Source organism: Planktothrix sp. PCC 11201, assembly GCF_900009135.1.
GTDB lineage: Bacteria > Cyanobacteriota > Cyanobacteriia > Cyanobacteriales > Microcoleaceae > Planktothrix.
The window spans coordinates 475503-500545 of record NZ_LT797710.1 but is presented as its reverse complement, the minus strand read 5'-3'; the positions used below and the strand labels follow the sequence as shown (position 1 = coordinate 500545).

Annotated in this window: 18 protein-coding genes; 9 read left to right on the top strand and 9 right to left on the bottom strand. The window is 40.9% G+C overall.

From position 1 onward, the window contains the following. The first annotated feature begins 14 nt into the window (after positions 1 to 14). Positions 15 to 2933 carry an aminomethyl-transferring glycine dehydrogenase gene (gcvP, locus tag PL11201_RS21535; RefSeq protein WP_079680890.1) on the top strand — a complete coding sequence of 973 codons (2919 nt, stop codon included), beginning with the start codon at positions 15 to 17 and terminating at the stop codon, positions 2931 to 2933. A 212-nt stretch (positions 2934 to 3145) separates the two neighbouring features. Here gcvP and PL11201_RS21530 read toward each other — a convergent pair whose 3' ends face one another. Further along, positions 3146 to 5095 (bottom strand): ATP-dependent nuclease, encoded by a 1950-nt coding sequence (locus PL11201_RS21530; protein WP_079680889.1) that lies wholly within the window; start codon positions 5093 to 5095, stop codon positions 3146 to 3148. A 279-nt stretch (positions 5096 to 5374) separates the two neighbouring features. Between PL11201_RS21530 and PL11201_RS21525 the strand changes: the two genes are divergently transcribed. Next, positions 5375 to 6589: a hypothetical protein gene (locus PL11201_RS21525; RefSeq protein ID WP_079680888.1), complete on the top strand. Its 1215-nt coding sequence runs from the start codon at positions 5375 to 5377 to the stop codon at positions 6587 to 6589. Between the two features lie 100 nt (positions 6590 to 6689). Here the strand turns inward: PL11201_RS21525 and PL11201_RS21520 are convergent, their stop codons facing one another. Both PL11201_RS21520 and PL11201_RS21515 read right to left on the bottom strand, forming a co-directional pair. After that, entirely contained in the window at positions 6690 to 7325 is a 636-nt protein-coding gene (locus PL11201_RS21520) for a TMEM165/GDT1 family protein (RefSeq protein WP_079680887.1), read from the bottom strand. A 430-nt stretch (positions 7326 to 7755) separates the two neighbouring features. After that, positions 7756 to 8967 carry an RNA-guided endonuclease TnpB family protein gene (locus PL11201_RS21515; RefSeq protein WP_079681063.1) on the bottom strand — a complete coding sequence of 404 codons (1212 nt, stop codon included), beginning with the start codon at positions 8965 to 8967 and terminating at the stop codon, positions 7756 to 7758. A 180-nt stretch (positions 8968 to 9147) separates the two neighbouring features. Between PL11201_RS21515 and malQ the strand changes: the two genes are divergently transcribed. Next, positions 9148 to 10644 (top strand): 4-alpha-glucanotransferase, encoded by a 1497-nt coding sequence (gene malQ, locus PL11201_RS21510; RefSeq protein WP_079680886.1) that lies wholly within the window; start codon positions 9148 to 9150, stop codon positions 10642 to 10644. A gap of 126 nt (positions 10645 to 10770) precedes the next feature. Here malQ and PL11201_RS21505 read toward each other — a convergent pair whose 3' ends face one another. Then, positions 10771 to 11688 (bottom strand): helix-turn-helix domain-containing protein, encoded by a 918-nt coding sequence (locus tag PL11201_RS21505; protein WP_079681062.1) that lies wholly within the window; start codon positions 11686 to 11688, stop codon positions 10771 to 10773. A 6-nt stretch (positions 11689 to 11694) separates the two neighbouring features. After that, a complete protein-coding gene (locus PL11201_RS21500; protein ID WP_079681061.1) occupies positions 11695 to 12489 on the bottom strand; it encodes a pseudouridine synthase in 795 nt (264 codons plus the stop codon). A gap of 164 nt (positions 12490 to 12653) precedes the next feature. On the opposite strand from PL11201_RS21500, the gene PL11201_RS21495 reads away from it, so the two are divergent. After that, positions 12654 to 13412: an LmeA family phospholipid-binding protein gene (locus tag PL11201_RS21495; protein ID WP_079680885.1), complete on the top strand. Its 759-nt coding sequence runs from the start codon at positions 12654 to 12656 to the stop codon at positions 13410 to 13412. A gap of 54 nt (positions 13413 to 13466) precedes the next feature. On the opposite strand, the gene PL11201_RS21490 is transcribed toward PL11201_RS21495, so the two are convergent. From PL11201_RS21490 to PL11201_RS21480, 3 genes are all read right to left on the bottom strand, one after another. Beyond that, positions 13467 to 14012 carry a DUF456 domain-containing protein gene (locus tag PL11201_RS21490; protein WP_079680884.1) on the bottom strand — a complete coding sequence of 182 codons (546 nt, stop codon included), beginning with the start codon at positions 14010 to 14012 and terminating at the stop codon, positions 13467 to 13469. A 281-nt stretch (positions 14013 to 14293) separates the two neighbouring features. Next, positions 14294 to 15259, bottom strand: a complete 966-nt coding sequence (locus PL11201_RS21485) for a heme o synthase (RefSeq protein WP_079680883.1) — start codon at positions 15257 to 15259, stop codon at positions 14294 to 14296. An 80-nt stretch (positions 15260 to 15339) separates the two neighbouring features. Further along, complete coding sequence (locus PL11201_RS21480) at positions 15340 to 16266, bottom strand: COX15/CtaA family protein (protein WP_079680882.1); 927 nt, start codon at positions 16264 to 16266, stop codon at positions 15340 to 15342. 358 nt (positions 16267 to 16624) lie between these two features. On the opposite strand from PL11201_RS21480, the gene PL11201_RS21475 reads away from it, so the two are divergent. The 4 genes from PL11201_RS21475 (at position 16625) to PL11201_RS21460 (ending at position 21714) form a co-directional block, all read left to right on the top strand. After that, entirely contained in the window at positions 16625 to 17608 is a 984-nt protein-coding gene (locus tag PL11201_RS21475; protein ID WP_079680881.1) for a cytochrome c oxidase subunit II, read from the top strand. A 260-nt stretch (positions 17609 to 17868) separates the two neighbouring features. Continuing rightward, positions 17869 to 19638, top strand: coding sequence for a cytochrome c oxidase subunit I (ctaD, locus tag PL11201_RS21470; protein ID WP_079680880.1), 1770 nt, complete (start codon positions 17869 to 17871; stop codon positions 19636 to 19638). 96 nt (positions 19639 to 19734) lie between these two features. Then, positions 19735 to 20358, top strand: coding sequence for a cytochrome c oxidase subunit 3 (locus PL11201_RS21465; protein ID WP_079680879.1), 624 nt, complete (start codon positions 19735 to 19737; stop codon positions 20356 to 20358). A 159-nt stretch (positions 20359 to 20517) separates the two neighbouring features. Further along, positions 20518 to 21714 (top strand): hypothetical protein, encoded by a 1197-nt coding sequence (locus PL11201_RS21460; protein ID WP_079680878.1) that lies wholly within the window; start codon positions 20518 to 20520, stop codon positions 21712 to 21714. Between the two features lie 137 nt (positions 21715 to 21851). Here the strand turns inward: PL11201_RS21460 and PL11201_RS21455 are convergent, their stop codons facing one another. Then, a complete protein-coding gene (locus PL11201_RS21455) occupies positions 21852 to 23354 on the bottom strand; it encodes a CPBP family intramembrane glutamic endopeptidase (protein WP_079681060.1) in 1503 nt (500 codons plus the stop codon). 147 nt (positions 23355 to 23501) lie between these two features. Between PL11201_RS21455 and PL11201_RS21450 the strand changes: the two genes are divergently transcribed. After that, entirely contained in the window at positions 23502 to 24860 is a 1359-nt protein-coding gene (locus PL11201_RS21450; protein ID WP_079680877.1) for a histidine phosphatase family protein, read from the top strand. Positions 24861 to 25043: the final 183 nt, after the last annotated feature.

Below are 25043 nucleotides of genomic sequence, written 5' to 3'. Positions count from 1 at the left end.
TCAATCGGAGCTTCATGTTAGAGATTACTTCCTCAACGAACACCCAGATGGAAACCATACTATCTTCCGCCCCCAAGGGTAACGGAAACCCCCCGCAGTCCCAGGGGTTTGCCCAACGGCATCTAGGCCCCAATCCCGTTGAGATTCAACAAATGTTAGAATTGTTGGGGGTTTCGAGTTTAGAAACCTTAATTGAGCAAACCGTTCCTGCTAGTATTCGCCTCAATCATAGCCTAAAATTACCAGAAGCATTAAGTGAATATGCGGCTTTAAATCAATTAAAAGCGATCGCCTCTCAAAATAAAGTCTATCGTTCTTTTATAGGCATGGGATACTCCGATTGTATCACACCCGCAGTGATTCAAAGAAATATCCTGGAAAATCCCGGTTGGTATACCGCTTATACCCCCTATCAGGCTGAAATTGCCCAAGGTCGCTTAGAAGCTTTATTAAACTTTCAAACCCTAATTATTGACTTAACCGGATTAGAAATAGCTAACGCTTCCCTATTGGATGAAGCCACTGCCGCCGCCGAAGCCATGAGTCTGAGTTATGCCGTTTCTAAAACCAAAGCTACGGGCTTTTTTGTCTCCCAAGATTGTCACCCCCAAACCATTGATGTGGTGAAAACCCGAGCAATTCCCCTGGGCATTGAGATTATTATTGGAGATCATCATACCTTTGATTTCAATACTCCTATTTTTGGTTGTTTGTTGCAATATCCGGCAACGGATGGGACAATTTATGACTATCGAAACTTTATCGAAACAGCCCAAAAACATCAGGCTTTAGTTACCGTGGCGGCAGATATTTTAAGTTTAACCCTATTAACACCTCCTGGGGAATTAGGAGCAGATATTGCGGTTGGAAGTACCCAACGGTTGGGGGTTCCCCTGGGTTATGGAGGCCCCCATGCAGCCTATTTTGCCACCAAAGAAGCCTATAAACGCAACGTTCCGGGTAGGATGGTTGGTGTGTCTAAAGATGCCCAAGGAAACCCCGCTTTGCGGTTGGCATTACAAACCCGGGAGCAACATATTCGCCGGGATAAAGCTACCAGTAATATTTGTACCGCCCAGGTCTTATTAGCGGTCATTGCGAGTTTATATGCGGTGTATCATGGGCCGTCTGGACTACAACAAATCGCCCAAACTATTCATCAGTTAACCTTGACCTTAGCAGAAGGGTTAAAACGGTTAGGGTATGTAATAGGAACAGAACCCTTTTTTGATACCATTAAAGTCAAATTAGGGAAAAAATCCTTAACGGAAATTCTGTCAGCATCCCAAGCTAAAAAGATTAATCTCCGAGTCATTGATGATCAAACCGTTGGTATTAGTTTAGATGAAACTACAACCCCTAAAGATTTAATTGATTTGTGGGAAATCTTTGCTGAATCTGAATTAACTTTTACGGTTGAAGATGTTTTAAATATATCGGAAAACCTAACTGCATTTACCCGAAAATCTGCCTATTTAACCCATCCGGTTTTCAACAGTTACCATTCAGAAACCGAACTTCTGCGCTATATTCATCGTTTGGAAACTAAGGATTTGTCCTTAAATACATCCATGATTCCTTTGGGTTCCTGTACCATGAAACTTAACGCTACTGCGGAAATGATTCCGGTAACTTGGCCAGAATTTGGAAAACTCCATCCTTTTGCCCCAAAAGACCAAACCCAAGGCTATCAAATTCTGTTTGAACAATTAGAAAACTGGTTAGCAGAAATAACAGGATTTGCCGGAATTTCGTTACAACCCAATGCAGGTTCCCAGGGAGAATATGCCGGATTATTAGTTATTCGCCACTACCATGAAAGTCGAGGAGAAATTCATCGAAATATCTGTCTAATTCCCGAATCTGCCCACGGAACAAACCCTGCTAGTGCGGTGATGTGTGGCTTTAAGGTGGTTCCTGTTGCCTGTGATGACCAGGGCAATATTAATATTAATGACTTGCAAGCCAAAGCTGAAAAACATCAAGAAAATTTAGCCGCCTTAATGATTACCTATCCTTCAACTCACGGTGTATTTGAAACCGGAATTGAGGATATTTGTACGATCATTCACAGCAATGGCGGACAGGTTTATATGGATGGGGCAAATATGAACGCCCAGGTTGGGTTATGTCGCCCCGGGGATTTTGGGGCCGATGTCTGCCACCTCAACCTGCATAAAACCTTCTGTATTCCCCACGGGGGCGGTGGGCCAGGGATGGGGCCGATTGGGGTCGCTGCCCATTTAGTTCCTTTTCTCCCCGGTCATGGGGTCGTAGATATCCCAGGAAGTCAAACCGGGGCCGTTTCCGCGGCGCCTTGGGGGAGTGCGAGTATCCTGGTGATTTCTTGGATGTATATTGCCATGATGGGGCCAAAGGGATTAACAGAAGCGACAAAACTGGCAATTTTAAATGCGAATTATATTGCCCATCGTTTAAATAATTATTACCCGATTTTGTACAAGGGAAATCAGGGATTTGTTGCCCATGAATGTATTTTAGATTTGCGGGGCGTGAAGAAATCGGCGGGCATTGAAGTTGATGATATTGCCAAACGATTAATGGACTATGGATTCCATGCCCCGACGGTATCCTGGCCCGTAGCAGGAACTATGATGGTCGAACCGACTGAAAGCGAATCTAAACCGGAATTAGATCGGTTTTGTGATGCGATGATTGCCATTTATCAGGAGATTTCCCAGATAGAATCGGGGGCGATGGATGCCACTAATAATATGTTGAAAAACGCGCCCCATACGGCAATTTCATTACTGTGTGGTGAATGGAATCATCCCTATTCACGGGAACAAGCGGCCTATCCCGCCCCCTGGACAAAAGAACATAAATTCTGGCCGTCTGTGGGACGAATTGATAATGCTTTTGGCGATCGCAATTTTGTCTGTTCGTGTTTGCCCATGGATGCCTATGAGTAAAGGCTAGTTTTTTTCCGGGCAATGTAATTCCAAATCATTCAAAAAATGCAACATATCTAGTCTCCTTTGATGAACAGGGGACTAGATATTCAAGTGTAAAAATTTTACAATAAAACCTTTTGTATCTTCGTGATTAATTTGTTATTAAATCACAGATAGTTTTAGCTTTGCAAGACTAAGACTGTCTTTAATATCCTCCAACGGTTGACATTTCAAAGTTGTCTTAAAAAGTCCCACTCATCAAACCATACTGATCTATCTACAGCTTTAAGTAAATCCAGAAAATCCCTTTCTATATTAAATGAAATATGATACGCTTGTAAAGATTCATCTAATATCTGTTTAACATCTTCTTTTCTAGTGAGTTTAAAAAACGCTCCACTTTCCAGAGTATTATTGATATGATTCTTACATGAAATAGTGAGATCAACATCAGTTTTATTAATAAATTTATATTTGAATATTGTATATAGACTTTCTTGGATCGCTATATATCTGTACGTTGTTTCTTTAAGACAGTTATCATTCAAATATTTTTCTACTAAATTCTGTCTTATATTCTGATATGCAGTATTCAAAGAGCCCAACAGTTCTTCTTGATCAATATCCTGGGAATACCTATTTTTAACCCATTTTACTAATAAACGACTGAGTAAATCTAAATCCGTCAGCAAAATCGCTTCAAACGTATAAGCTTGTGGAATATAGGTTTTTAAACTTAGTTTTTCTTCCATTTTTTGAGCAAGTTTTACACGATCTTCATCTATCAAAAAATCCCTATCTATAATTAAAACAGATTTTTCCCAGAGAGTTCTAGTATTTTTAATAGCAGAAAAAACCGTTTTATAGTGTAGTATTTCTTTAAAAATATTGTTAATTCCATTTAATACCAAAAAAACATATTTTTTCGTATTTCTAGGAGATACACTTTTTTGCAAAAGCAAATCAATTGCCCTAGCATCATCTTCACCCTCCACAAAAATTAAGTGATCAGCTTCAATGGCATTAATAAAGTCTAAACCATTAGGACTTCCTAAAGAACTGAGGATAGGATTTATCGGAATCGGATAAATACCCTTAAAACGCTCGCCCAACCTCTGGATTTCAGTATGACCCAGGGGTTTATAATAATTTTCAGCACTATTTTGATCTAAATGAAATAAATGATGTAGGGATGAATGCCGAATGATGGTTTCATTATGGGTCGTGATTAATAATTGATTTTGGTTAGAAAACCTCGTCAGTATTTCTAGTAAACGCTGTTGAATATCCCTGTGAATATGACTATCCGGTTCATCAAGCAAAACTAGATTCATATCAGTTCTCTGTTCATAATAATATAAATTTAACAAAATTTCTATTATCTGTAATGTACCACTTCCCAATAAAGCAATATCTTTTTCAGTATCTCTACTATTGAGTTTGTAATTGATAATTACCCTAGTATCTTTCTGAATATCGCTGGAAGTAAAAAACTCGATTTGTTCTTGATTATTAAACAAAATATAAGACAAATCAGAAATAAAATTATTATATAATGATAAATCTTGTTGCTGCTTATATAAAGAATATAAACGATTACGCAGTACCGTTGCCGACTCTCTCATTTGAATCGCTTCCCGAATTTGAGGATTAGTTGCAAAATTCTCGCGTTGGCGAATAGCTAACACAGGAGAAGCATAATATAATCCGATGGGGAAAGGAAAATTTCTAAAGAATCTATTAAATTTTTCAAAGTCATAAGTCGTAAAATCCATCAGTTCAATCACATAATTTAATCCAGATGAACTAATTCTAAATCCTATTTTTATCTGTTCATTTTCATGTTCTAATTCTGCATCAATTTCTATTTTTTTATTTTTGTCACATTGATTAAAAATATCTTCAAAATTCGGATTACAGACACTATGAATTTCTTCAAAAGGAAAATATTTTTCCTGAGTATTCCCCAAGATGTAATCGCCTTTTCTATAGTTTTTAGTTTTTCTTCCTGCCTGACGAATCAATTTATTAAAGCATTCATGCCACAGAGAAACGACTTCCAGAATGGTTGTTTTACCGGAATTATTTTTACCAGTAAAAATATTGATATCAGAATTCAATTGAATTTTGGTATCTTGAAAAGATTTAAAATTTTTAATCTGAATTTCCTTGATGTGCATATTTTTATTGTAAAGTTGTAGATCGTTTTTACTGTTTAACGTTTTACCTCGGTTTTAGGATAGATGTCTGTGACTTATAGTGTAACATAGTAATTTGATGCGATCGCAACTTATCAAACAATGAATCAATCCCCTATTATTCCAATGATATTACAGAAATTAATAAAGCTGTCCAAGCACCTCACCACGATAATAATTGCTATAACTTTAGGTTTGATAACTTTTTGAGCTATAATTAAATACTAACCCAACCCTAGAACACTTTACCTATTATTGATTATGCTTGTATTTTTTATTCATGGTGTCGCCACAAGAGATGCTTGCTACTCATCAAATTTACAACAATTGATCAAAACAGAATTTAGTCACCGGGAAGAAAAAAATCCTCATTTTTATGCTAGTTTTTGGGGTTCTGCCTTAACTGATATGGGGAAAATATGGAATGGTATTGATGAGGATTTAGCAGCCAGTAAAAAGAAATATTCTAAAAGTGATAGTGAAGAATTTTTTCGATATCGAACGTTTAGAGAAGGCTTATTTTCTCAATTTCTTGGGGATTTCTTTACCTATATGAATCCTGATAAGGGTCGAGAAATTCGCAAAACAATCGCTCAACAACTCTATAATTTTATTAAGGAAAACCCTAATGATTCTGAACTTCATATTGTTGCCCATTCGTTAGGAACTGTGATTTTATGGGATGTTTTATTTTCAGATCGATTTTCGGCGAAAGACCCCGCTTTATCTATTCGAGCTATGATTCGAGAATTGGAAAATCAGACAGATGTGAAACTTAAACATCAGGTTAATTTGAAGAGTATCACGCTCATGGGTTCGCCCATTTTATTGATTAACATGATGTTAGATGTGCGTCCCGAAAAAGTCCATCAATTTGCTCATTCCTATTCTTCTGAACAGCCTTTAAGATGGCTCAATTTAATTCATGCTTCGGACTTAATTGCTTATCCTTTAAAAGCGAGTTTACATCTGGCTGAAAATAGTTGTCTGAAATTTACAGATGAGTATTTATTAGAGGATGTTAACTTGGCTGAAAAAACAGCTAGAAGTTTAGGTCAAACTGACTTAGCAATGGTTTTAGGTTCTAGTGATGCCCATAGTAGTTATTGGAATTGTCCTCAAACTTCTCGATTAATTACTAATAATATTTTGAATCAACCAAAAGCTGTTTTTCCCAATTTCTTAAAAACCGTAATTTACCATTTATCTCAAGTTAAGGGGATGACACCTATATCTCAAGTGATGGGAATTCAACTCAATGATCAGAGCAAGAATATTTCAAAGGGAGATCTTTATTTGAAATTTCCTGATAAAAGTGGGAAAATTTATTTATTTGTTAATGCTATTAACGTCCATCATGTTTATGTATTAGATAGTGATGATGAACTTCAATTCGGTGGCTATGTGGGTTGGATGGATCAGGACGGGTTAATGAAAAAACTAGAGTTAATAAAGGCTTTGATGATTAACCGTTAATTTATCTAATTATGATCAGAACTCATCTCTATCAGATCATCTGTAGTGCCAGAGTCCTCGCTGGCTAACTACAGGCTACACCAACGCACTACACTTAATATCAAGTGGCAGTAATTCTCACCCCTTCAAATAATGCCACCGCACTGAAAATAAGGAATAGAAAACCTCCAATAGCTGTAATAGTCCGTTCTGAAATTTTTCCCTCAATTAATTTCCCTCCTAATACCGCAATAGCCGCACAAATTGTATGTCCAACAATTCCCCCCATAATCACCCCTACAGGGTTATAAAATGTAGCTAATGCAATCGTCGCAATTTGAGTGCGATCGCCCCATTCTGCCACAAAAGTTAACACAAAAGCTTCTAATAAAACCCCCCATTTACTTTTTCGTTTCGGAAACTGATTTTCGGCTTTTTCTACTACTTCTAAGGCTTCTTCTTGTTCATCACTAATCCCCGCACCTTTCGGCATTTTACTGGCATCATATAATAACTTAAACCCAAATAAGGCGAACAAAATAATCTCGGCATAATGAATATAAATCTGAGGTAAGAAAGCAAATATCCGCCCCACACAAACCGAAAGAACTGTCATTGTTGCCAATGCAGCTACTACCCCGATAAAAACTAATTTCCTATCATTTTTTAAAGATAAAATAACCGCAATAAAAAATGTTTTATCCCCAAGTTCAGAAATAGTAATCAGTAAGAGTGCAGCCGTAAAAGCAGTGAGCATAATTTTAATATCAAGAAATAGGATAGTTAAAAGCACAGGATTAGGCTTTCCTTCTGAATTAGTTTATCAGAAAATCCCTGAATATTTAAGTATTTTTATAAATTTAAAATTCTGATTTTATTCATAAATGAATCACAATATTTTCATAATCAATTCATTTTTATTTAACCCATAAAATATTAATAAAAATCTTTTAAAAATTCAATCCTTAAATCCTTTATCCCTAGAGTTGGCTAAAACCAGCACAAATCCATCCTTTCCTTGACAGGACTTACGCACAAGACCAAAGAAACCGGGTTTCTGGCCCTAATTTTGCTGATGAAATCGAGATTTCTCTTTCAGAAACCCGGTTTCTGCGTAAGTCCTACTTGACAAAATTTATCCAACCGGATATTCCCCTTAGTCTTGACACTCCCACCCCTACGCTACGCTAAGGGGTGGGATTCTCGCATCTAGCCCAGTCAAATAGAGACAGTTGAATGTACTCTTGTTTGACTGTATTCACCGAGTTCAGGGGTGTGCCAAACACCCCATAATTTAAACCGGATGAATCCATTACAGAAGCATCTCTCTGTAGGTTTAAATCACATGAAAAACTATCCCATTGAGATAGATTTCGTGCTGCATTCAAATCAGAATTATGGTAGTGACCATTAGGGCAATTAAAATCGTGTCGATTTCTTTTACCAATAACACCACAGGTTGAACAAGATTTAGATGTGTATGGTGCAGGTCTTTTAATTAATTTCAATCCTTTCAGAGCTAACTTATAATTAAGTTTTTGCTCCAAAGAATAATAAGACCAATTATGTCGAGATTGACCAGAATCAGAACGAGATTTTTTGCTCTGCTTCATGGTTTTACGACAACCTTCCAAATCCTCAATCACAACATCAGCGTTATGAAATTCAGCAAAACGAACAATTCGGCGACTAATAGTATGGTTAATTGCATCCATCCATCGTCGCTCTTTTTTGTTCCATTTCTTTAAAGCTCGAAACTTTTTAGCTTCTTGAAGTTGTTGTCTTCTTTGTTGAAAATAACGTCTCCGATGCTTGACACTGTGACCTTTAAAGAACTTGCCAAAACCCTGTTTAGGTGCAACTACCGCTAAGTTATTTTGCCCTCGGTCACATCCCAATCTTTTCTCTGTCTTAACTTCTGGAACATCCTCAGTGATTGACAGATAGACATACCACTTATTTCTATGTTTAATTAACTTAAAAGATCCTCCTTGAATTGTTTCCTCTAATAATCCATCTAAAATGGTTTGCCAGTGAGCGGATGCAACTTCAATGGGGATTCTTTTTTCACCCTTGAGAGTGGGGAAGCTAATTGAATAAGTATTTCCTTTCTGGGTTAACTTCCAGTTTTGGTTGTTAACTTCTACCGGAAGAACTTTATATTGTTTAGTTTTACGACCCGTAGGGGATGTGGTATGTCGGATTACTTGGTTAACCAGGGCAGATTTTAACTCGGACATGATTTTAGCTGTTGTCATTTTACGCCGTTCTTTGATTGGCAATGACAACAACTTATTAGCAATCCGTGTGTTTTCTACCGTCATTTGCTCAAACATTTGAGCTTTACAACGGTTGAGATCCACGAATTTTAATTTGATAGTCCGAGTTATCTTAGTCATGACTCTCATTAACCTTCACTCCGCCTAAAGGCGGGTATTCTACATCCCACGCTTAAAAGACGTGGGCTTTGAATACGGTTATTGTAAGATCAGAAGATGGATCTTAAACATTGATTTAATATTCAATGGCAACTTGACTTGATCCCTGGCAAATTTGTATAACCCTTATCGTTAATCCCTATGTCATTTCCCCGTTCTAGCGGTATCCTACTACATCCCACATCCTTACCAAGTCCCTTTGGCGTTGGAGATATTGGCCCGGTCGCCTATCAATTCGTTAACTTTTTAAAACAAAGTGCCCAAAAACTTTGGCAAGTCTTACCCCTTGGCCCGACTGGATTTGGTAATTCTCCTTATTTATCCTATTCTGCTTTTGCGGGAAATCCCTTATTAATTAGTTTAGAACTCTTAAAAGAGGATGAATTATTAACCGATGAAGACTTAGCAAATCCGCCGGATTTCCCCAAACATATTGTTAATTTTGACGCGGTTAAAGCCTTTAAAGAAAAACTGTTTCATCAAGCTTGTGTTACCTTTAAAGCCAATGCCACAAAGGAACAGGAAGAAGAATTTAATCAATTTTGTTCTCGCAGTAACTATTGGTTAGATGATTACGCCATTTTCATGTCACTGAAAGAGGCATTCAACGGAGAAAGTTGGAATCAATGGGAAGCAGGAATTGCCCTGCGAAAACAGGAATATTTACATAAATGGGGAGAAAAGTTAGCTAAACCCATTTATTATCATAAATTCCTCCAATTTCAATTTTTTAAACAATGGTCAAAACTCAAACAGTATGCCAATGAACAAGGCATCCAAATTTTTGGAGATTTAGCGATTTATGTTGCCCATGATAGTGCCGATGTTTGGTCACATCCTGAAATATTTTGTTTAGATGAAGAAACCGGAGAAGCAGCATTAATGGCTGGAGTTCCACCAGATTATTTTAGTGCCACAGGTCAATTGTGGGGAAATCCGGTTTATAATTGGGAACGTTTACAACAGGACGGATTCTATTGGTGGCTACAACGAATTGAATCTTTATTAAGCTATTTAGATTTAGTTAGAATTGATCATTTTCGGGGTTTAGAATCCTTTTGGGCTGTTCCTCAAGGGGAAACAACCGCGATGAATGGTCAATGGGTAGACGCACCGGGAAATGCCTTTTTTAGCTTATTAAATGAGAAATTAGGCGAATTACCGATTATCGCCGAAGATTTGGGAGTTATCACCCAAGAAGTGGAAGAATTGCGGGATAAATATGGTTTACCCGGCATGAAAATCCTACATTTTGCCTTTGATTCCGGTTCAGGCAATCCCTATTTACCCTATAATTACGGTTCAGCTAATTGGGTAGTTTATACCGGAACCCATGATAACGATACAACGGTGGGTTGGTTTAACCGTCGGAGCTTACAAGAACAAGCCCGAGTCACCCGTTATTTAGGCTGTACCTCCGGTTATGGAATTCATTGGGATTTAATTCGGTTAGCGATGTCCTGTGTGGCGAATCAAGCGATTTTCCCCCTCCAGGATATTTTGGGTTTAGGGAGTGAAGCTAAAATGAATATGCCAGGGGAAGCCGAGGGAAACTGGGCTTGGCGTTTTCAACCAGGAGTATTAACCGAAGAAATCGGAGAACGCCTCAAATTCCTGACTGAAACCTACGGCCGTTAAATCAGTTATCAGTTATCAGTGAAAGAAGCAAGTTTATTCGTAGGGGTTTGGTCTCCAAACCCAGGCGCAAAGAGGGTTTGGAGACCAAACCCCTACAGGTTTAGATCACAAATCCTACAAGGATTGCTATAGTTTAGATAAATCTTCGGCTTTGAAGACTACTTCTTCCACCCGACCGGGTTCACCAAGACGTTTGGCCTCTCCGTTATTAACAGTTACTAGAACCCCTCCAGCATTTCCCGCGACGACAACTACATTATCTTTCGCTTTCCATCGACGTTCTGTTCCTCCTTGTAACGTCCCTTCAAATTCCGTTTTCCCATCGACCTCAATCAAAACCCAGGAGGTATCTTTAACCACAATGCCTACCTCTACAGCTTTATTCGTTGTTGACTGGTTAGGGGGCTTGGTTTCTGGCACTTTTTCCGTTGTTGTGACCTGGGTTGTTGTTGCTTTTGGAGTCGTCGCTGGAGTAGCAGAAACTAATTGACTCGGGGGTTGAGTTTTCGGTGGAACGACGGCCTGACGGAGTTGGGGATTAGTTTCTGGTGGGTTGGGTGTGGCAATGGGTTCACCCGATACACCCGCAAAATTAGCTGTTTTATTCAGATAAGAAACCCCATTAATCGCACAAATAATTAATAGAATATAAGTTAAGTAAAGATGGGTAGGTCTTAATTGGGGAAGGGTCAACAAATTAAGTTTTGATTTCATCCCCACTTGTTGAGGTTCGGGGAGGAAAAAGTTAGCTAGTTCTACTCCATTTAAACCCAAAGCATCGGCATAGGTACGGATTAACCCTTGGGTATAAACGGGTTCTGGTAGTTGTTCTGTCCTAGCTTCTTCCAAAGATTGTAATAAATGGGAACGGATTCGAGTGTAAGCCGCTACCATATCCAAAGAGAGGGAATGACCCAGACGAGTTTCCCTGAGTTGTTCTCCAATTTCTACTAATCGCTGAATCAGTTCAGCATCATAAGAATTAAGGGTTGGGCTAGGATTTTTAGCCATTTTAAACGGTAAGACAAATAAATCAGTTTTCATAATCATTTACTCCTTGATATCTACAGGGTGAACGGGCACACTAACCAATGGGGATGAAATGGGATTTCGTAAAAACTCAATTTCCCAGGCACTCAGAGAACGATACTCACCTTCTAGCAATAGGGACTGTCCAGGAGGTTGGAGTTGAATTGAGCCAATGGCAGTTCGGTGTAATTTAATCACTGGATAACCCAACTGTTCGGCAACTCGGCGAATTTGCCGATTTCTCCCCTCATATAAAATCACTTCTAACAAGGTCTGGTGATCTGGATTTTGTTGGATACACCGAACTTGAGCAGGTAGTGTTTTTCTCCCTGCTAATAGGACACCCTGACGCCAAGCCTGTAATATTGAATCCGATGGATTTCCAGCAACCCAGACTTGATAAGTTTTAGGAATGAAATGACGAGGATGAGTTAAACGAAAGGTTAATTCTCCATCGTTGGTAAGTAATAATGCCCCTGTAGAATCCACATCCAATCGTCCCACCGGATGAATCCCTTGACCCACACGCATTTGGCGCGGAAGTAGATCCAAAACGACAGGTCGTCCGTTGGGGTCTAAACAAGTCGATACAACTCCTATCGGTTTATTGAGTAATAAGTAGACTGGCGCAGGTCGGTAGGAAGGTTTAATTGGCTTCCCATCAACCTCAATTTGATCGCAATTCGGATCGGCTTTTTGTCCCAACTGGGCTAAATTGCCATTCACCCGTACCCGTCCCGCTTGAATCATTTCTTCAGCGCGACGCCGGGAGGCAATGCCCCATTGAGCCATAATTTTTTGTAGCCTTTCGTCCATGCTGATCGGTGACTGTCGTTGACTACGGGTGGATGGGTTAAAACCACGGTCGGGTTTTGTCATAAGTCGGGAGACTATGTACAAATATTACAACAATCCGCAATTAATCCTACTATCAATCTGAGTTCGGTGTGAAATAATGTGGAAGTGATTCTGGAGTGGCTATGGCATTTATTCAGACCGGGGGTAAACCCTTAATTGGAAGTCTATTATCAACGGCAGTTGGGCTTTGGTTGCGATCGCAAGTTGACAAAATTGATCACCTGCACCTCAATATCGAAGGAAGTAATCGTGCTTTACTCTCCGGGGATATTCCAGGGGTGTCTGTCGCAGCGGAGAATGCCATCTATCAGGGTTTACATCTGACTCAAGTCCAATTACAAGGGTCAAATATTCGGTTTAATCTGGGTCAAATTTTAAAAGGTCAACCTTTGCACCTGTTAGACGCTTTTTTTGTGACAGGAAATCTACACTTGAATCAATCGGATCTAAATCAATCTTTACAGGCTCCGATGTTAGTCCAGGCATTAAACGAGTTTGTTTTGTCCCTGTTGATCGCTCTTACCCAGACCCCATCCCCATCTTCCTATGATTCCCAACGGAAGGAAAATGATTCTTGGGTTCAATCGGTTCAACGGATTCAAGACCCCCAAATCACCCTAGAAACCGATCATCTAATTTTAAACTCCCAACTGCTTTTTGACTCAGGCGAACTATTATCTTTTCAATTAAAAACCGGATTAGAAATTGCTAATTTCCGTGAACTGATGTTGGTTCAGCCCCAAGTCCAAATTTATGACATTAATACCGAACTACACCTAGATAATTATATCATTGATTTGGGTTCTGATATCAAAATTCAAAACTTAATTTTATCCCATGAATTACTTGAAATTCAAGCCACACTCAAAGTCAATCCCTAATCAGTTATCAGTCATCAGTCATCAGTTATCAGTCCATTCCCCATTCCCCATTCTTTAAGGCTGCAACGTGGACACCAACGGCCAAGTCTTAATAATAAAAATAATAACCGCAACAATTCCTAATACCAATTCGATCACATTACCTAAAATTGAACCGATAAAAACACCAATACTAGCCTTAAAAGCCGGCTTAATTCGTTCCGTTAATTTAACCTCCCGTTGATAGAAAAATTCTCCAATAAAAGCCCCCAAAATCGGCCCAATTAAAACCCCTAATAACGGCCCTCCAAAGGGTAAAGCGGGTAAAAGTCCAAATAATCCCACAACCAATCCAATAATTGCACCAAACTGCGCCCATTTACTCGCCCCAAACTGTTGTAATCCCAAAATTGTCGCTAAATAGACAATCACCATACTCACAATTAAAATCGAAATTACCACAATCATCGGTGCTACAATTCCCGTGAATTTTGTGGCAATTCCCCAAACTAAAATAGCTCCTAAAATTAAACTGGTTCCAGGTAATAAAGGAACAACAATTCCAATAATCCCGACCATCATACAAGCAATCACAATCCAATACAAAACCCAATAGTTCATAAATTCAAACCCCAAGCGAGTAATTAATATGCACAACTATACTTAAGATTAACCGATGCGACCGCATAGTGGGACTTAAACAAAAATACTGATATAGCAAGAGGCAATAGGGAATGGGCAATGGGCAATAGGTAAATACTTACTATAAGTAGCTTTTAGCTTTCAAGAATGTCCTAATAGATGTGGCAACTGCTATATAGCCAGCCTAAATCATTAGACTGGCTATATTTAGGATGGCTATAGTTATCTTTCTGATCTTACCCACCCTACAAATGTGGGGTTTATAGCAATCCCAGGGGCAAAGATTCACTCAATGCCATCACCATGTCATTCGTAACGGGTAAACTATCTACAACCATTGCCAAACACAATAGCATTAAATAAAAAATGGAATATTTAAACAGCGATCGCGCTACATCTCTTTCTGAGGGAGATTGTAATAATTGCCAAGCTTTCTGTAGGAAAATCCCCCCTAAGATTAAAGCGATCGCGGCATAAACAAAACCACTGGTATGCAAAGGATAAACTAACAATAGGGTTGAGGGAACCATAATTAAGCTATAAATCCAGATTTGTTTGGCTGTAACTTCATCCCCTTCAATTACAGGTAACATCGGAACCCCAACTTCCTGATATTCATCTCGGATCATCATGGCTAAAGCCCAAAAATGAGGCGGTGTCCAGAGGAAAATGATTGCAAATAATAGCCACGCTGCCCAACTTAAATCTCCGGTAACTGCCGCCCATCCGACTAAAGGAGGAATCGCTCCAGCAGCACCTCCAATCACGATATTTTGAACACTATGACGTTTTAACCAATGGGTATAGATCAGGACATAAAAAACAATTCCTGATAGGGCGAGACAGGCTGTTAATAAGTTAGCAAAAACCGTCAGTAAGCTAAAAGAAGTAATAGCAAGAGCGATCGCAAAAATTAGGGCATCAAGGGGTTTAACTCGACCCGAAGGAATCGGCCGCCAACGAGTCCGTTCCATAATGTAATCAATATCTCGGTCATACAAACAGTTAATTGTATTGGCAGAACCCGACGCTAAAGCCCCCCCGGTTAAGGTTACTAATAACAATAGGGGATCAACTTCTCCTTTTGAAGCTAACCACATTCCGGCGGAGGTAGTAATTAATAACAACAGAATAATTCTAGGCTTGGTCAGTTGATAATAACTTTGAAGCACTTGCAAAATATTCTCGTGGTGTCGGGAGACCTGGGTTTGAATCACTTCTTGCATGAATTATGACCTAAATTGTTCACTAAAAACCAAAAACTGATGACTCGTGGAGGGTAGAGACGTACCATGGTACGTCTCTACTACACTGATAACTGACGATCCCGGAGGGCGAGAATACTAAAACAAACTAAAGTTCCCAGAAGTGTAGCACCCATCGCTTGATGAGCAACAGTCAGGGGTTCCACCTGTAACCGCATTTTATAGGTAGCGACCCCCAAAACAATTTGAGCCACTAAACAAATTCCGGCGATATTTCCCAAAGTTCTCAGTTTAGGATGTAAGGCAGAAGTTCGCCAAACCCCGACAATCAGGGTTAGGGTGGCCAGGGTGGGGGGAACCACTCCGAAAATATGACTATTCATCACCGTACAGAGTTGGGAGGTTCCCAAACATTGATGTAAAGCCCATTGAGAACCCACTAAGGCTCCTAAAATACTTTGTAAATAGACTAAAATTGCTGCGGTAAGACTGATCCAGGGTAGCTTTCCCACGGTTCGGGTGCCTTGATAGGGCAGGAGCAAACAACCGATAATCAGCAGAGTGGAGAAAAATAGTAAAGCGGTTCCTAGATGGGCGGTCACAATATCAAACCGCAGGAGTTGGGTCACCGTCAGCCCTCCTAAAACCCCTTGAAACAGAATTAAAGCCAGGGCAAATAGGGCAGCCCAAGGTAACCATTTAGGTAAGTGCTGTCGATCCCACCAGGATAATCCCACCAGGGCGATCGCACCCAGTCCAATTACGGCCGCATCCAAACGGTGAAACCATTCTAAAAAGACTTGTAGATTCATTTGGGCGGTGGGCACTAACTTCCCGTAACACAAGGGCCAGTCAGGACAGGCTAATCCAGCATTCATCACTCGGGTTGCACTGCCAACGGCCATCAAGAGTAAGGTAGCAATACTCAGTTTCCAGACCAGACGGCGGATTCGATCCTGGGCCTTAGAGCCGTTCTGTTGGGTCTGGGGGGTTGATAAACTGGCATCATGAAGGACAGTATGGGTCATGGGTTCTAGCGATTGAACTTGACTAATGCTAATTGAAACATGATGGTTAATTCTACCTATCTCAGTCGAAAATGTGGTATGCAGATGAACAGACTTAAGATCAGTTTTCCGATTTGGGGCGGTTTGTTAGGGGTTGACCGTTGATCCGACAGCCCAATTCTAAAGAAAATCTATGAATATTACTCAATCTCATTCTGTGAGTTTTGTGATCTGTTTTACCGTAGAGGCGGGACTTTCGATCGACAATCAACCCTAATGTTCAGGTTTCTCAACCAGCCATTAAAATTACCTGTATGTATATAGCAGTATCTTCCCATCCGATATCGGTGTTGGGGATGGTCAATAAGGAGGAATCAACGTGAAAATTCCGAGTTCAATTTTGACCCTACTGGTGGGGATCGGGATTACTCTCGTATCTCTCTGGTATGGTCAAAACCACAATTTATTACCTGTGGCTGCCACCGAACAGGCGGCGGAAGTCGATGGTCTATTTGATATTATGATGACCATTAGCTTCGGCCTAGTGCTGCTGGTAGAAGGAGTGCTGGTGGTCGCGGCGATTAAGTTTCGGCGTCGCCCTGATGACAACACCGACGCGGCCCCGATTCACGGGAATATTCCCTTAGAAATCGTCTGGACAGCGATTCCGGCGGTGATCGTGTTGGGAATTGGTATTTATAGTTTTGAAATCTATAACAATATGGGGGGACTTGATCCGATGGCCTCGGGTCAACATTCCATGCACGCCCACGGCAACATGAAGGGATCGGCGATCGCAGCCCCCTTAATTGACGGTCAAGACTCCCCAGAACTCACCCAAATTGCCTTGGGAATTGGGGCCTCTCCCAGCCAGGAAGGGAAAGCCGCGGCCGTGAATGTGGATGTTACCGGATTACAGTTTGCCTGGATTTTTAATTACAAAGAAACAGGGATTAACGCCGGGGAACTCCATGTCCCCGTGGGTCAAGAAGTGCAGTTAAATATGAGCGCCCAAGATGTGATCCATGCCTTCTGGATTCCCCAATTGCGGTTAAAGCAAGATACGATCCCCGGTCGGATCACAGAACTGCGGTTTACCCCCAACAAGCTCGGAACCTATCCGATTGTCTGCGCCGAATTGTGTGGTAGTTATCATGGGGCGATGCGATCGCAAATGATTGTCGATACCCCGGAGGATTATCAAGCCTGGGTGGCAGAAAATCTGGTGGCGAGTAACCCTGACCTGCAAAAAGCCGTCGCTATTAATCCCACAGAACTTAGCGAGGGCGAATTCTTAGCCCCGTATGCCAACGAAATGGGGATCAATTCTGATGTGATTACCCAAATTGATCATCACTCTTGAGACAGCAGAGCAAAGTGCAATTAAGNGATTAAAGTTACAAAAGCAAAATAAAAGTTTCTTAATTCAATTGTACAGAACAGAGGAAACAAACACCGAAAACAGACCTATGGGGCGTTAACTATAGGTTTGACACTATCCATTATTTCCTCATCTCCCGGTACTCCCCCTGCCTCCCCTGCCCCCCCTGCCTCCCCTGCCTCCCCTGCCTCCCCTGCCTCCCCTGCCCCCCTGCTCCCTATTCCCTATTCCCTCAGAAACCTATGGCACAAGCACAACTTGATCTCCCAACCAGTGTTCCCCAACCTCATCATGAGGAGGAACGGCGTTGGCAAGATTTTTTTGGTTTTAGTACGGATCACAAAGTCATCGGGATTCAATATCTCGTTACGGCATTTTTCTTTTATTTAGTCGGTGGCGCCTTGGCTACGGCCGTTCGGACGGAACTGGCTACCCCCGATCCCGATTTTGTCACCCCGGAAGTCTACAACAGCCTATTTACGGTTCATGGCACGGTAATGATCTTCCTGTGGATTGTTCCGGCAGGTGGGGGATTGGCTAACTATTTGATTCCCTTAATGGTGGGGGCCAAGGATATGGCCTTTCCCCGTTTGAATACCGTGGGTTTTTGGTTAATTCCTCCGGGGGGAATTTTGCTGTTAGCCAGTTTCTTGGTGGAAGCCCCCCAAGCGGGTTGGACGTCTTACCCGCCGTTAAGTCTATTATCGGGCCAGGTGGGAGAGGAAGTTTGGATTCTCAGTGTTTTATTGTTGGGAACTTCTTCGATTTTGGGGGCGTTAAATTTCTCCGTGACCATTTTTAAAATGCGGATTCCCACCATGGGATTGAACGATATGCCCCTGTTTTGTTGGGCCATGATCGCCACGTCCGCTTTGGTGCTGTTATCGACTCCGGTTTTAGCCGCAGCTTTAATTCTCCTTTCCTTTGATTTAATTGCCGGAACCAGTTTCTTTAACCCCACTGGGGGCGGTGATCCGGTGGTTTATCAGCACTTATTCTGGTTTTATTCCCACCCGGCGGTGTACATCATGGTCTTGCCCTTTTTTGGGGTGATTTCCGATGTGCTGCCCGTTCATGCTCGTAAACCGATTTTTGGTTATCAAGCGATCGCCTATTCCAGTTTAGCCATTAGTTTTTTAGGCCTAATTGTCTGGGCGCACCATATGTTCACCAGTGGAACCCCAGGTTGGTTACGGATGTTCTTTATGATCACCACGATGATCATTGCCGTACCCACGGGTATTAAGGTCTTTGGCTGGTTAGCCACGATTTGGGGCGGAAAACTGCGCCTGAATAGCGCCATGCTCTTTGCCATGGGGTTTCTGGCTACCTTTGTCATGGGCGGTGTCACCGGAATTATGGTGGCGTCGGTTCCCTTTGATATTCACGTTCACGATACCTATTTCATCGTGGCGCACTTCCACTATGTTCTGTTTGGTGGGGCGGTGTTTGGGGTGTTTGCGGCCATTTATCATTGGTTCCCGAAAATGACCGGACGGATGATGAATGAACCCTGGGGAATTGTTCACTTTGTCCTTACCTTTGTGGGGACGAACTTAACCTTTATGCCCATGCACGCTTTAGGGTTACAGGGAATGCCCCGCCGGGTGGCCATGTATGACCCCCAATTCACCACGCTGAATCAGGTTTGTACCCTGGGTAGTTATATCCTGGCCGTTTCTACCTTCCCCTTCCTAATTAATGCGGCTTGGAGTTGGTTCAAAGGGCCAAAAGCTCCCGATAATCCCTGGGAAGCCCTCACCCTAGAATGGATGACATCTTCTCCCCCTCCGATTGAAAATTTCCTAGTCACCCCGGTATTAAAAACAGGGCCCTATGACTACGGTAGTCGTAAAACCTTGGCGATTCGTCAACGGTTAAAACAAATGACTGGAGATCGTCCCAAAGAAGTTGGAGTTCCCCTATCTCAAGCGAAATCTTCGACTTTATTTACAGATTCCGGTGCACCTACGGTGTTAGAAGGGGAAAAGGATATCAATAATCACAGTTAGGGTTGGGGTTAAACTCTCCCATGAATTAGGAATTGTGAATTACAAATTAATTCGTAATTCCTAATTATTTCTCTGTAAACTTCACTGAGTTAATTCATGCAAGGTTCAGCCATTAACGACTCTCAAACCGTTGTGGGATATGCACAAGAGGCCACTGCCTCAACCCATGAACACGCAGAACATCCCGATTTGCGAATGTTGGGGGTGGTGGTCTTTCTGGTGGCGGAGAGTATGATCTTTTTGGGTTTATTCTCTGCCTATTTAATTTATCGGGCTATGTCCCCGGTTTGGCCGCCCGAAGGAACAGAACGGGAATTACTACTTCCGGCCATTAACACGGTGGTTCTGATTTCTAGTAGTTTTGTCATGAACCAGGGGGCAATTGCTATTAAGAAAAATGACTCTGCGGGGTTGCGAAATTGGTTTATTGCCACGGTCATTATGGGGTTAACCTTTTTGGCTGGTCAAGCCTATGAATACAGCCAGTTAGGGTTTGGATTAACCAGCAATTTATACGCCAGTTGCTTCTATGTTTTAACCGGGTTTCACGGGTTACACGTTACCTTTGGAGTCGTATTAATTTTAGCGGTTCTCTGGCGTGGGCGCAAGGCTGACCATTACAGCAAAGAATCCCATTTTGGCCCGGAAGCTGCCGAATTATATTGGCACTTTGTTGATGTGGTTTGGATTATTCTGTTCATTTTGTTGTATTTGTTGTAAATAGCAATCAGTTGTAGGGGCGGGTTCTTTTAAATCTTTGTTATACCGTGTATCTCGATGAACCCGCCCTTACTTTTAAATCTTTGTTATACCGTGTATCTCGATGAACCCGCCCTTACCCGTTATCAGTTTGATCATTTAACTTAGGAAATATCCTCAATGAATAGCGATAGTTTAGAACAGGCTAAAAACAGGGAACAAGTATTTGATAATTTCCAAAAAATTGAGTATGAAATTGGGGCGAATTTAGATAAATTTGCTTTTTTAGATCAAGGATTGGAGAAGTCTCCCTATCAAAATCATATTCAAAATTATTCCCAATATTTAAACCGTAAACCTTTACAATATAGTCCCTATCCTGCCCTGGGAAAAATTCCTTATATTGATCAAGAAAGTTTGGCTTTTCTCCATCCTCAAATCGAAGAAGCCTGTATTAGTTTGGGGAAATTTGAAGCGGGAGAACTTCACACGATTTGGCTGGGAAGAAATCCCCTAAAAACCACACAATTTTGGAGTACCACTAAAATTATTCCGGTGCTGAATACCTTAATTCAAATTGATCAAAAATTTCCTAAATATGATGTCAACAATTTAAAATTACAAAATTCCGATAACCGGACTGCAAACTTTTGCCTAAAAACTGCGATTGAAGATATAGTTAATTATAAACACAAAGTTGCTAGTTCTAACGCTTTAGCTGCTCTATTTAAAAGATTTGAAACCCGCTCTAATTTAGAGAAATGGCTGCAAAAAATCACGGGAAATTCAACTTCAAATTTTCAAGGTGATTATGGAGAAAATCCAGTATTTTTAAATCCTGAAATTGTTGATCCTGATACTAAAACTACTATTTTAAAAGCGGTTTTAGATACTACCAAAGGAGATAATTTTGTTTCAGCTTATGATTTAACTCGTCTCATTTCTTTAATTGGATGGCATAATTATTTACCCGCCCAATCTCAACTTCCTAACCTTCCAGAAAGAAACTTCAATTGTTTGGTTAAAGCCCTGGGTCAAGACCCGGCTCGTTATGTGGATGTCGCGTTAAAAACTTTGGGAATTGAACAGTTGATTACGTCTCCAGTTATTCTTTCTAAAATGGGTTATGGAGATAGTACAGTTCGGCAAACGGTAGAACTCTGCTATGTGGCGTTTGTACAATTTATTGACCCCTTACCCAATGCTAATCAAAAACCCTCGGAATTCCGAACCTTAGCACTTACTTTAAGGGGTGTAATTCCTATTAATAATAAGGAGGATTTTACTCAACAAGCATTGGAGTTAGATGCCAGAATGGCGGCAGAAGTCACGGAAATCTTTCGTCGTGTTGTTGTAGAAAGTTTAGATAAACTATAGCTGATTCCCCTTAGTTGTTCAGAGGAGAGGGATGGGAGTGTGGAAACTAGGGTGTTCCTCTCCCCTCTTTCATGGAAGGTTTTCACGGGGGTGTGCTTCAGACCTGAGAGTATCAATTTCTTGTCCGATTAATCCCTCTAACTGCCGCCACTGCCCAAAACATATAAACTCAATAAAGTGCCACTATTCCATAATCCGTGCATGAACATTGGTGCTAATAAATTGCGCGATCGCGTATACACAAACCCCAGAACAATTCCTAACGTCATTAATGGCAAAATTTCCGACACATTAAAATGCGCCACGGCAAAGAGAAATCCACTTAAAAGAATCGCACTTCCCAGGGGAAGATAACGGGTTAAAGACGGTAATAAAAATCCTCGAAACATCATTTCTTCAAAGATCGGCGCCGCGATGGATGCGGTGATAAAAAATATCCCTAAAGCTACACTATCTTGACTTTCTAAAGCAATGGGTAATAAAGGATTACTGCCTCCTTGTCCGTCCCAAAATTTCTGATTAATTAAAGACACTAAAATCACTAACGGTAAAGCAACTAAATATCCACCCAAACCCCAAACAAACCAATTATCTTTGAGTTTGAAAGTAAACCAACCTTCGGGTAAGGGAAAATAGGGCTTAATCGAAAAATACAAAACCGAAAAGCCTCCCAGCATTAATAATAAATAGGTGATTAAAATATAAACCGCCTGAGTCCTAACATCAAAACTACTGGGCTGAAGATTTAATCCTTGAAAAACCGCCCTTAAAGTTAGGGGAATAAAGAATTGCCCTAATAGGGAAAAACCCACTACAAAAACCTGTAAAATAATTTCCCCATTCCAAGGAATTAACCAGGCTACATCCATATTGGTTGCTAAAACAGAATCCTTGCCTTTAAAAATTAATTGAATGCCTAAAACAATGGCTAATAATAATCCCATGACTAATCCTAGCCCCGGAATAGCACTGACAACCATTAACTTAAAAATCGCTTGTTCCGAGCGTTGCTGTTGTTGCGTTTCCAGGGTCACCAAGGCTTCTGGACGCTGTTGTAACGTATAGAGTTTAACTAAAGATTGATAACGAAACCAACCCTCTAAATAGTTTTGGACAATGGGTTCAGCATCGGGCAATAATCGGGCGGGAGTTTGCCATAATCCGATTAACACCTGTGCTGTTTTTGCGGTTTTAACTGGACTTTCCGGTTCCGATTCAACTAAACTTTTCCAAGTTTCTATAGCTTGATCAGCAGATCCAATTTGTGTTTTTAAAATCCCAATTCTCAGTTTTAAATCTCGATTCAGTTGTTCTAATTCCTGTAAAGAACTAGCTGTTATTTGTTCCTGATTTTCTTGGAATTTAGTTAAATTTTTGGTAACAGATTCTTCTACCTGTTGATATTGTTTTAGGGCTTCCTGTACCGGAGTTTTACCAATTAAATTATCGCGTAATGTGATTAAATTACCGGCTTCTGTCCCTTTCCCTTGCCATTGGGAAGCATGAAGCAGTAAATTGGTTTGATACAATTCTAAACGGCTTTGAATTTGGGGTTGAGTCCAACTATTGAGTAATGATAAACCCAAAAAGCTAATGGCTAATAAGGTTAAAATTGCTAAAATCCAGCGTTTGGGTGTCATGATTTCAAAACGTAAGAATAAAATATTGCCGAGTTTGAGCGGTGAAACCCAACATTCTAACTGATACTGTTCCAAACAAGGTACAATGACATCTGGCTTAAATTCGGTTCAGTCCAGAGTCCAAAATTCCCACTCCTCAATTTAACAATGACGACCCGTGTAATTCTTGTCCGTCATGGTCAAAGTACCTATAATGCCCAAAGTCGAATTCAAGGTCGCTTGGATGCCTCTGTTTTGACAGAGAAAGGTTCTGTGGCCGCGCAAAAAGTCGGTGACGCCTTGAATGGTTTAAGGTTTGATGCTCTCTATTGCAGTCCTTTGCAACGGGCGAAACAAACGGCCCAAATCATCATCACCCACCTGTCTGACCCCCCAAAGGTTCAACCTAGCGACCTGTTAATGGAAATTGATCTCCCCCTGTGGGCGGGGATGGAACGTCAAGCGGTGATGGAACAGTTTCCCCAAGAGTATCAGAGGTGGCACGACTCGCCCCATGAGTTCTCAATGCAGATTCCCACACCGGAAGGAGAAAAACAATATTTTCCGGTCTTAGCATTATTTGAACAGGCGAAACAATTTTGGCGGGAAATCTTAGCCCGTCATCAAAATCAAACGGTTTTATTAGTGGCTCATAATGGAATTAATCGAAGTTTAATTGCGACGGCTTTAGGAATTCAACCGCAATTTTATCAAAGCGTACAACAGTCTAACTGTGGGATTAGTATTTTGAATTTTACTAATATTATCCCCGGAGAATTGCCAAAACCTGCGGATGTCCAGTTGGAGTCAATGAACTTAACAACTCATGTTGGTCATAAATTACCTTCTGTACGCCCGGGTCATCAAGGGCCACGGTTATTATTAGTTAGACATGGGGAAACGGAATGGAACCGCATGGGTCAATTCCAGGGACAAATTGATGTGCCGTTGAATGATAATGGTCGAGAACAAGCTCGGAAAGCGGCGGAATTTCTCAAAGAAATTAAAATTGATTTTGCGGTAACAAGTCCCATGGCTCGTCCCAAGGAAACCGCAGAAATTATATTACAAAATCATCCGGGGATAGAGTTACAATTAGAACCGGAATTTTGTGAAATTAGTCATGGTTTATGGGAAGGTAAATTTGAAGCGGAAATCGAACAATCTTACCCCGGATTATTAGGGGAATGGAAGACAGCACCCCAAACGGTTCAAATGCCTGAAGGCGAGAATTTACAACAGGTTTGGCAACGTTCTTTAATCGCCTGGAAGCAAATTGTTGAAACCTATAATCACCAAAATGTCACAATATTAGTGGTTGCCCATGATGCGATTAATAAGGCACTCTTATGTCAATTATTTAATCTGCCTCCCGATCATTTTTGGAACTTTAAACAGGGCAATGGTGCGGTGACGGTGATTGATTATCCCCAAGGAATTGAGGGTTTACCTGTGTTACAAGCGGATAATATTACCAGTCATTTATCGGGTAGTATTCTCGATAAAACGGCGGCTGGAGCGTTATAGTTGACGGTGGAATTTTAGCTAAAAACTCTTGATTATAGCCGAGATTTAGATCCCCCTAAATCCCCCCTTAAAAAGGGGGACTTGGATCTCCTGTTCCCCCCTTGTTAAGGGGGGTTAGGGGGGATCATTGACTTGGGATCAGATCAAGGAAATTCTGGTTTGATCGCCTACTTTTAGCCTGAA

Bases quoted from the DNA above. Each gene is read 5' to 3' on its own strand.
- gcvP (WP_079680890.1), top strand. From the start codon at position 15: ATGTTAGAGATTACTTCCTCAACGAACACCCAGATGGAAACCATACTA.
- PL11201_RS21530 (WP_079680889.1), bottom strand. From the start codon at position 5,095: ATGCACATCAAGGAAATTCAGATTAAAAATTTTAAATCTTTTCAAGAT.
- PL11201_RS21525 (WP_079680888.1), top strand. From the start codon at position 5,375: ATGCTTGTATTTTTTATTCATGGTGTCGCCACAAGAGATGCTTGCTAC.
- PL11201_RS21520 (WP_079680887.1), bottom strand. From the start codon at position 7,325: ATGCTCACTGCTTTTACGGCTGCACTCTTACTGATTACTATTTCTGAA.
- PL11201_RS21515 (WP_079681063.1), bottom strand. From the start codon at position 8,967: ATGACTAAGATAACTCGGACTATCAAATTAAAATTCGTGGATCTCAAC.
- malQ (WP_079680886.1), top strand. From the start codon at position 9,148: ATGTCATTTCCCCGTTCTAGCGGTATCCTACTACATCCCACATCCTTA.
- PL11201_RS21505 (WP_079681062.1), bottom strand. From the start codon at position 11,688: ATGAAAACTGATTTATTTGTCTTACCGTTTAAAATGGCTAAAAATCCT.
- PL11201_RS21500 (WP_079681061.1), bottom strand. From the start codon at position 12,489: ATGGACGAAAGGCTACAAAAAATTATGGCTCAATGGGGCATTGCCTCC.
- PL11201_RS21495 (WP_079680885.1), top strand. From the start codon at position 12,654: ATGGCATTTATTCAGACCGGGGGTAAACCCTTAATTGGAAGTCTATTA.
- PL11201_RS21490 (WP_079680884.1), bottom strand. From the start codon at position 14,012: ATGAACTATTGGGTTTTGTATTGGATTGTGATTGCTTGTATGATGGTC.
- PL11201_RS21485 (WP_079680883.1), bottom strand. From the start codon at position 15,259: ATGCAAGAAGTGATTCAAACCCAGGTCTCCCGACACCACGAGAATATT.
- PL11201_RS21480 (WP_079680882.1), bottom strand. From the start codon at position 16,266: ATGACCCATACTGTCCTTCATGATGCCAGTTTATCAACCCCCCAGACC.
- ctaD (WP_079680880.1), top strand. From the start codon at position 17,869: ATGGCACAAGCACAACTTGATCTCCCAACCAGTGTTCCCCAACCTCAT.
- PL11201_RS21465 (WP_079680879.1), top strand. From the start codon at position 19,735: ATGCAAGGTTCAGCCATTAACGACTCTCAAACCGTTGTGGGATATGCA.
- PL11201_RS21460 (WP_079680878.1), top strand. From the start codon at position 20,518: ATGAATAGCGATAGTTTAGAACAGGCTAAAAACAGGGAACAAGTATTT.
- PL11201_RS21455 (WP_079681060.1), bottom strand. From the start codon at position 23,354: ATGACACCCAAACGCTGGATTTTAGCAATTTTAACCTTATTAGCCATT.
- PL11201_RS21450 (WP_079680877.1), top strand. From the start codon at position 23,502: ATGACGACCCGTGTAATTCTTGTCCGTCATGGTCAAAGTACCTATAAT.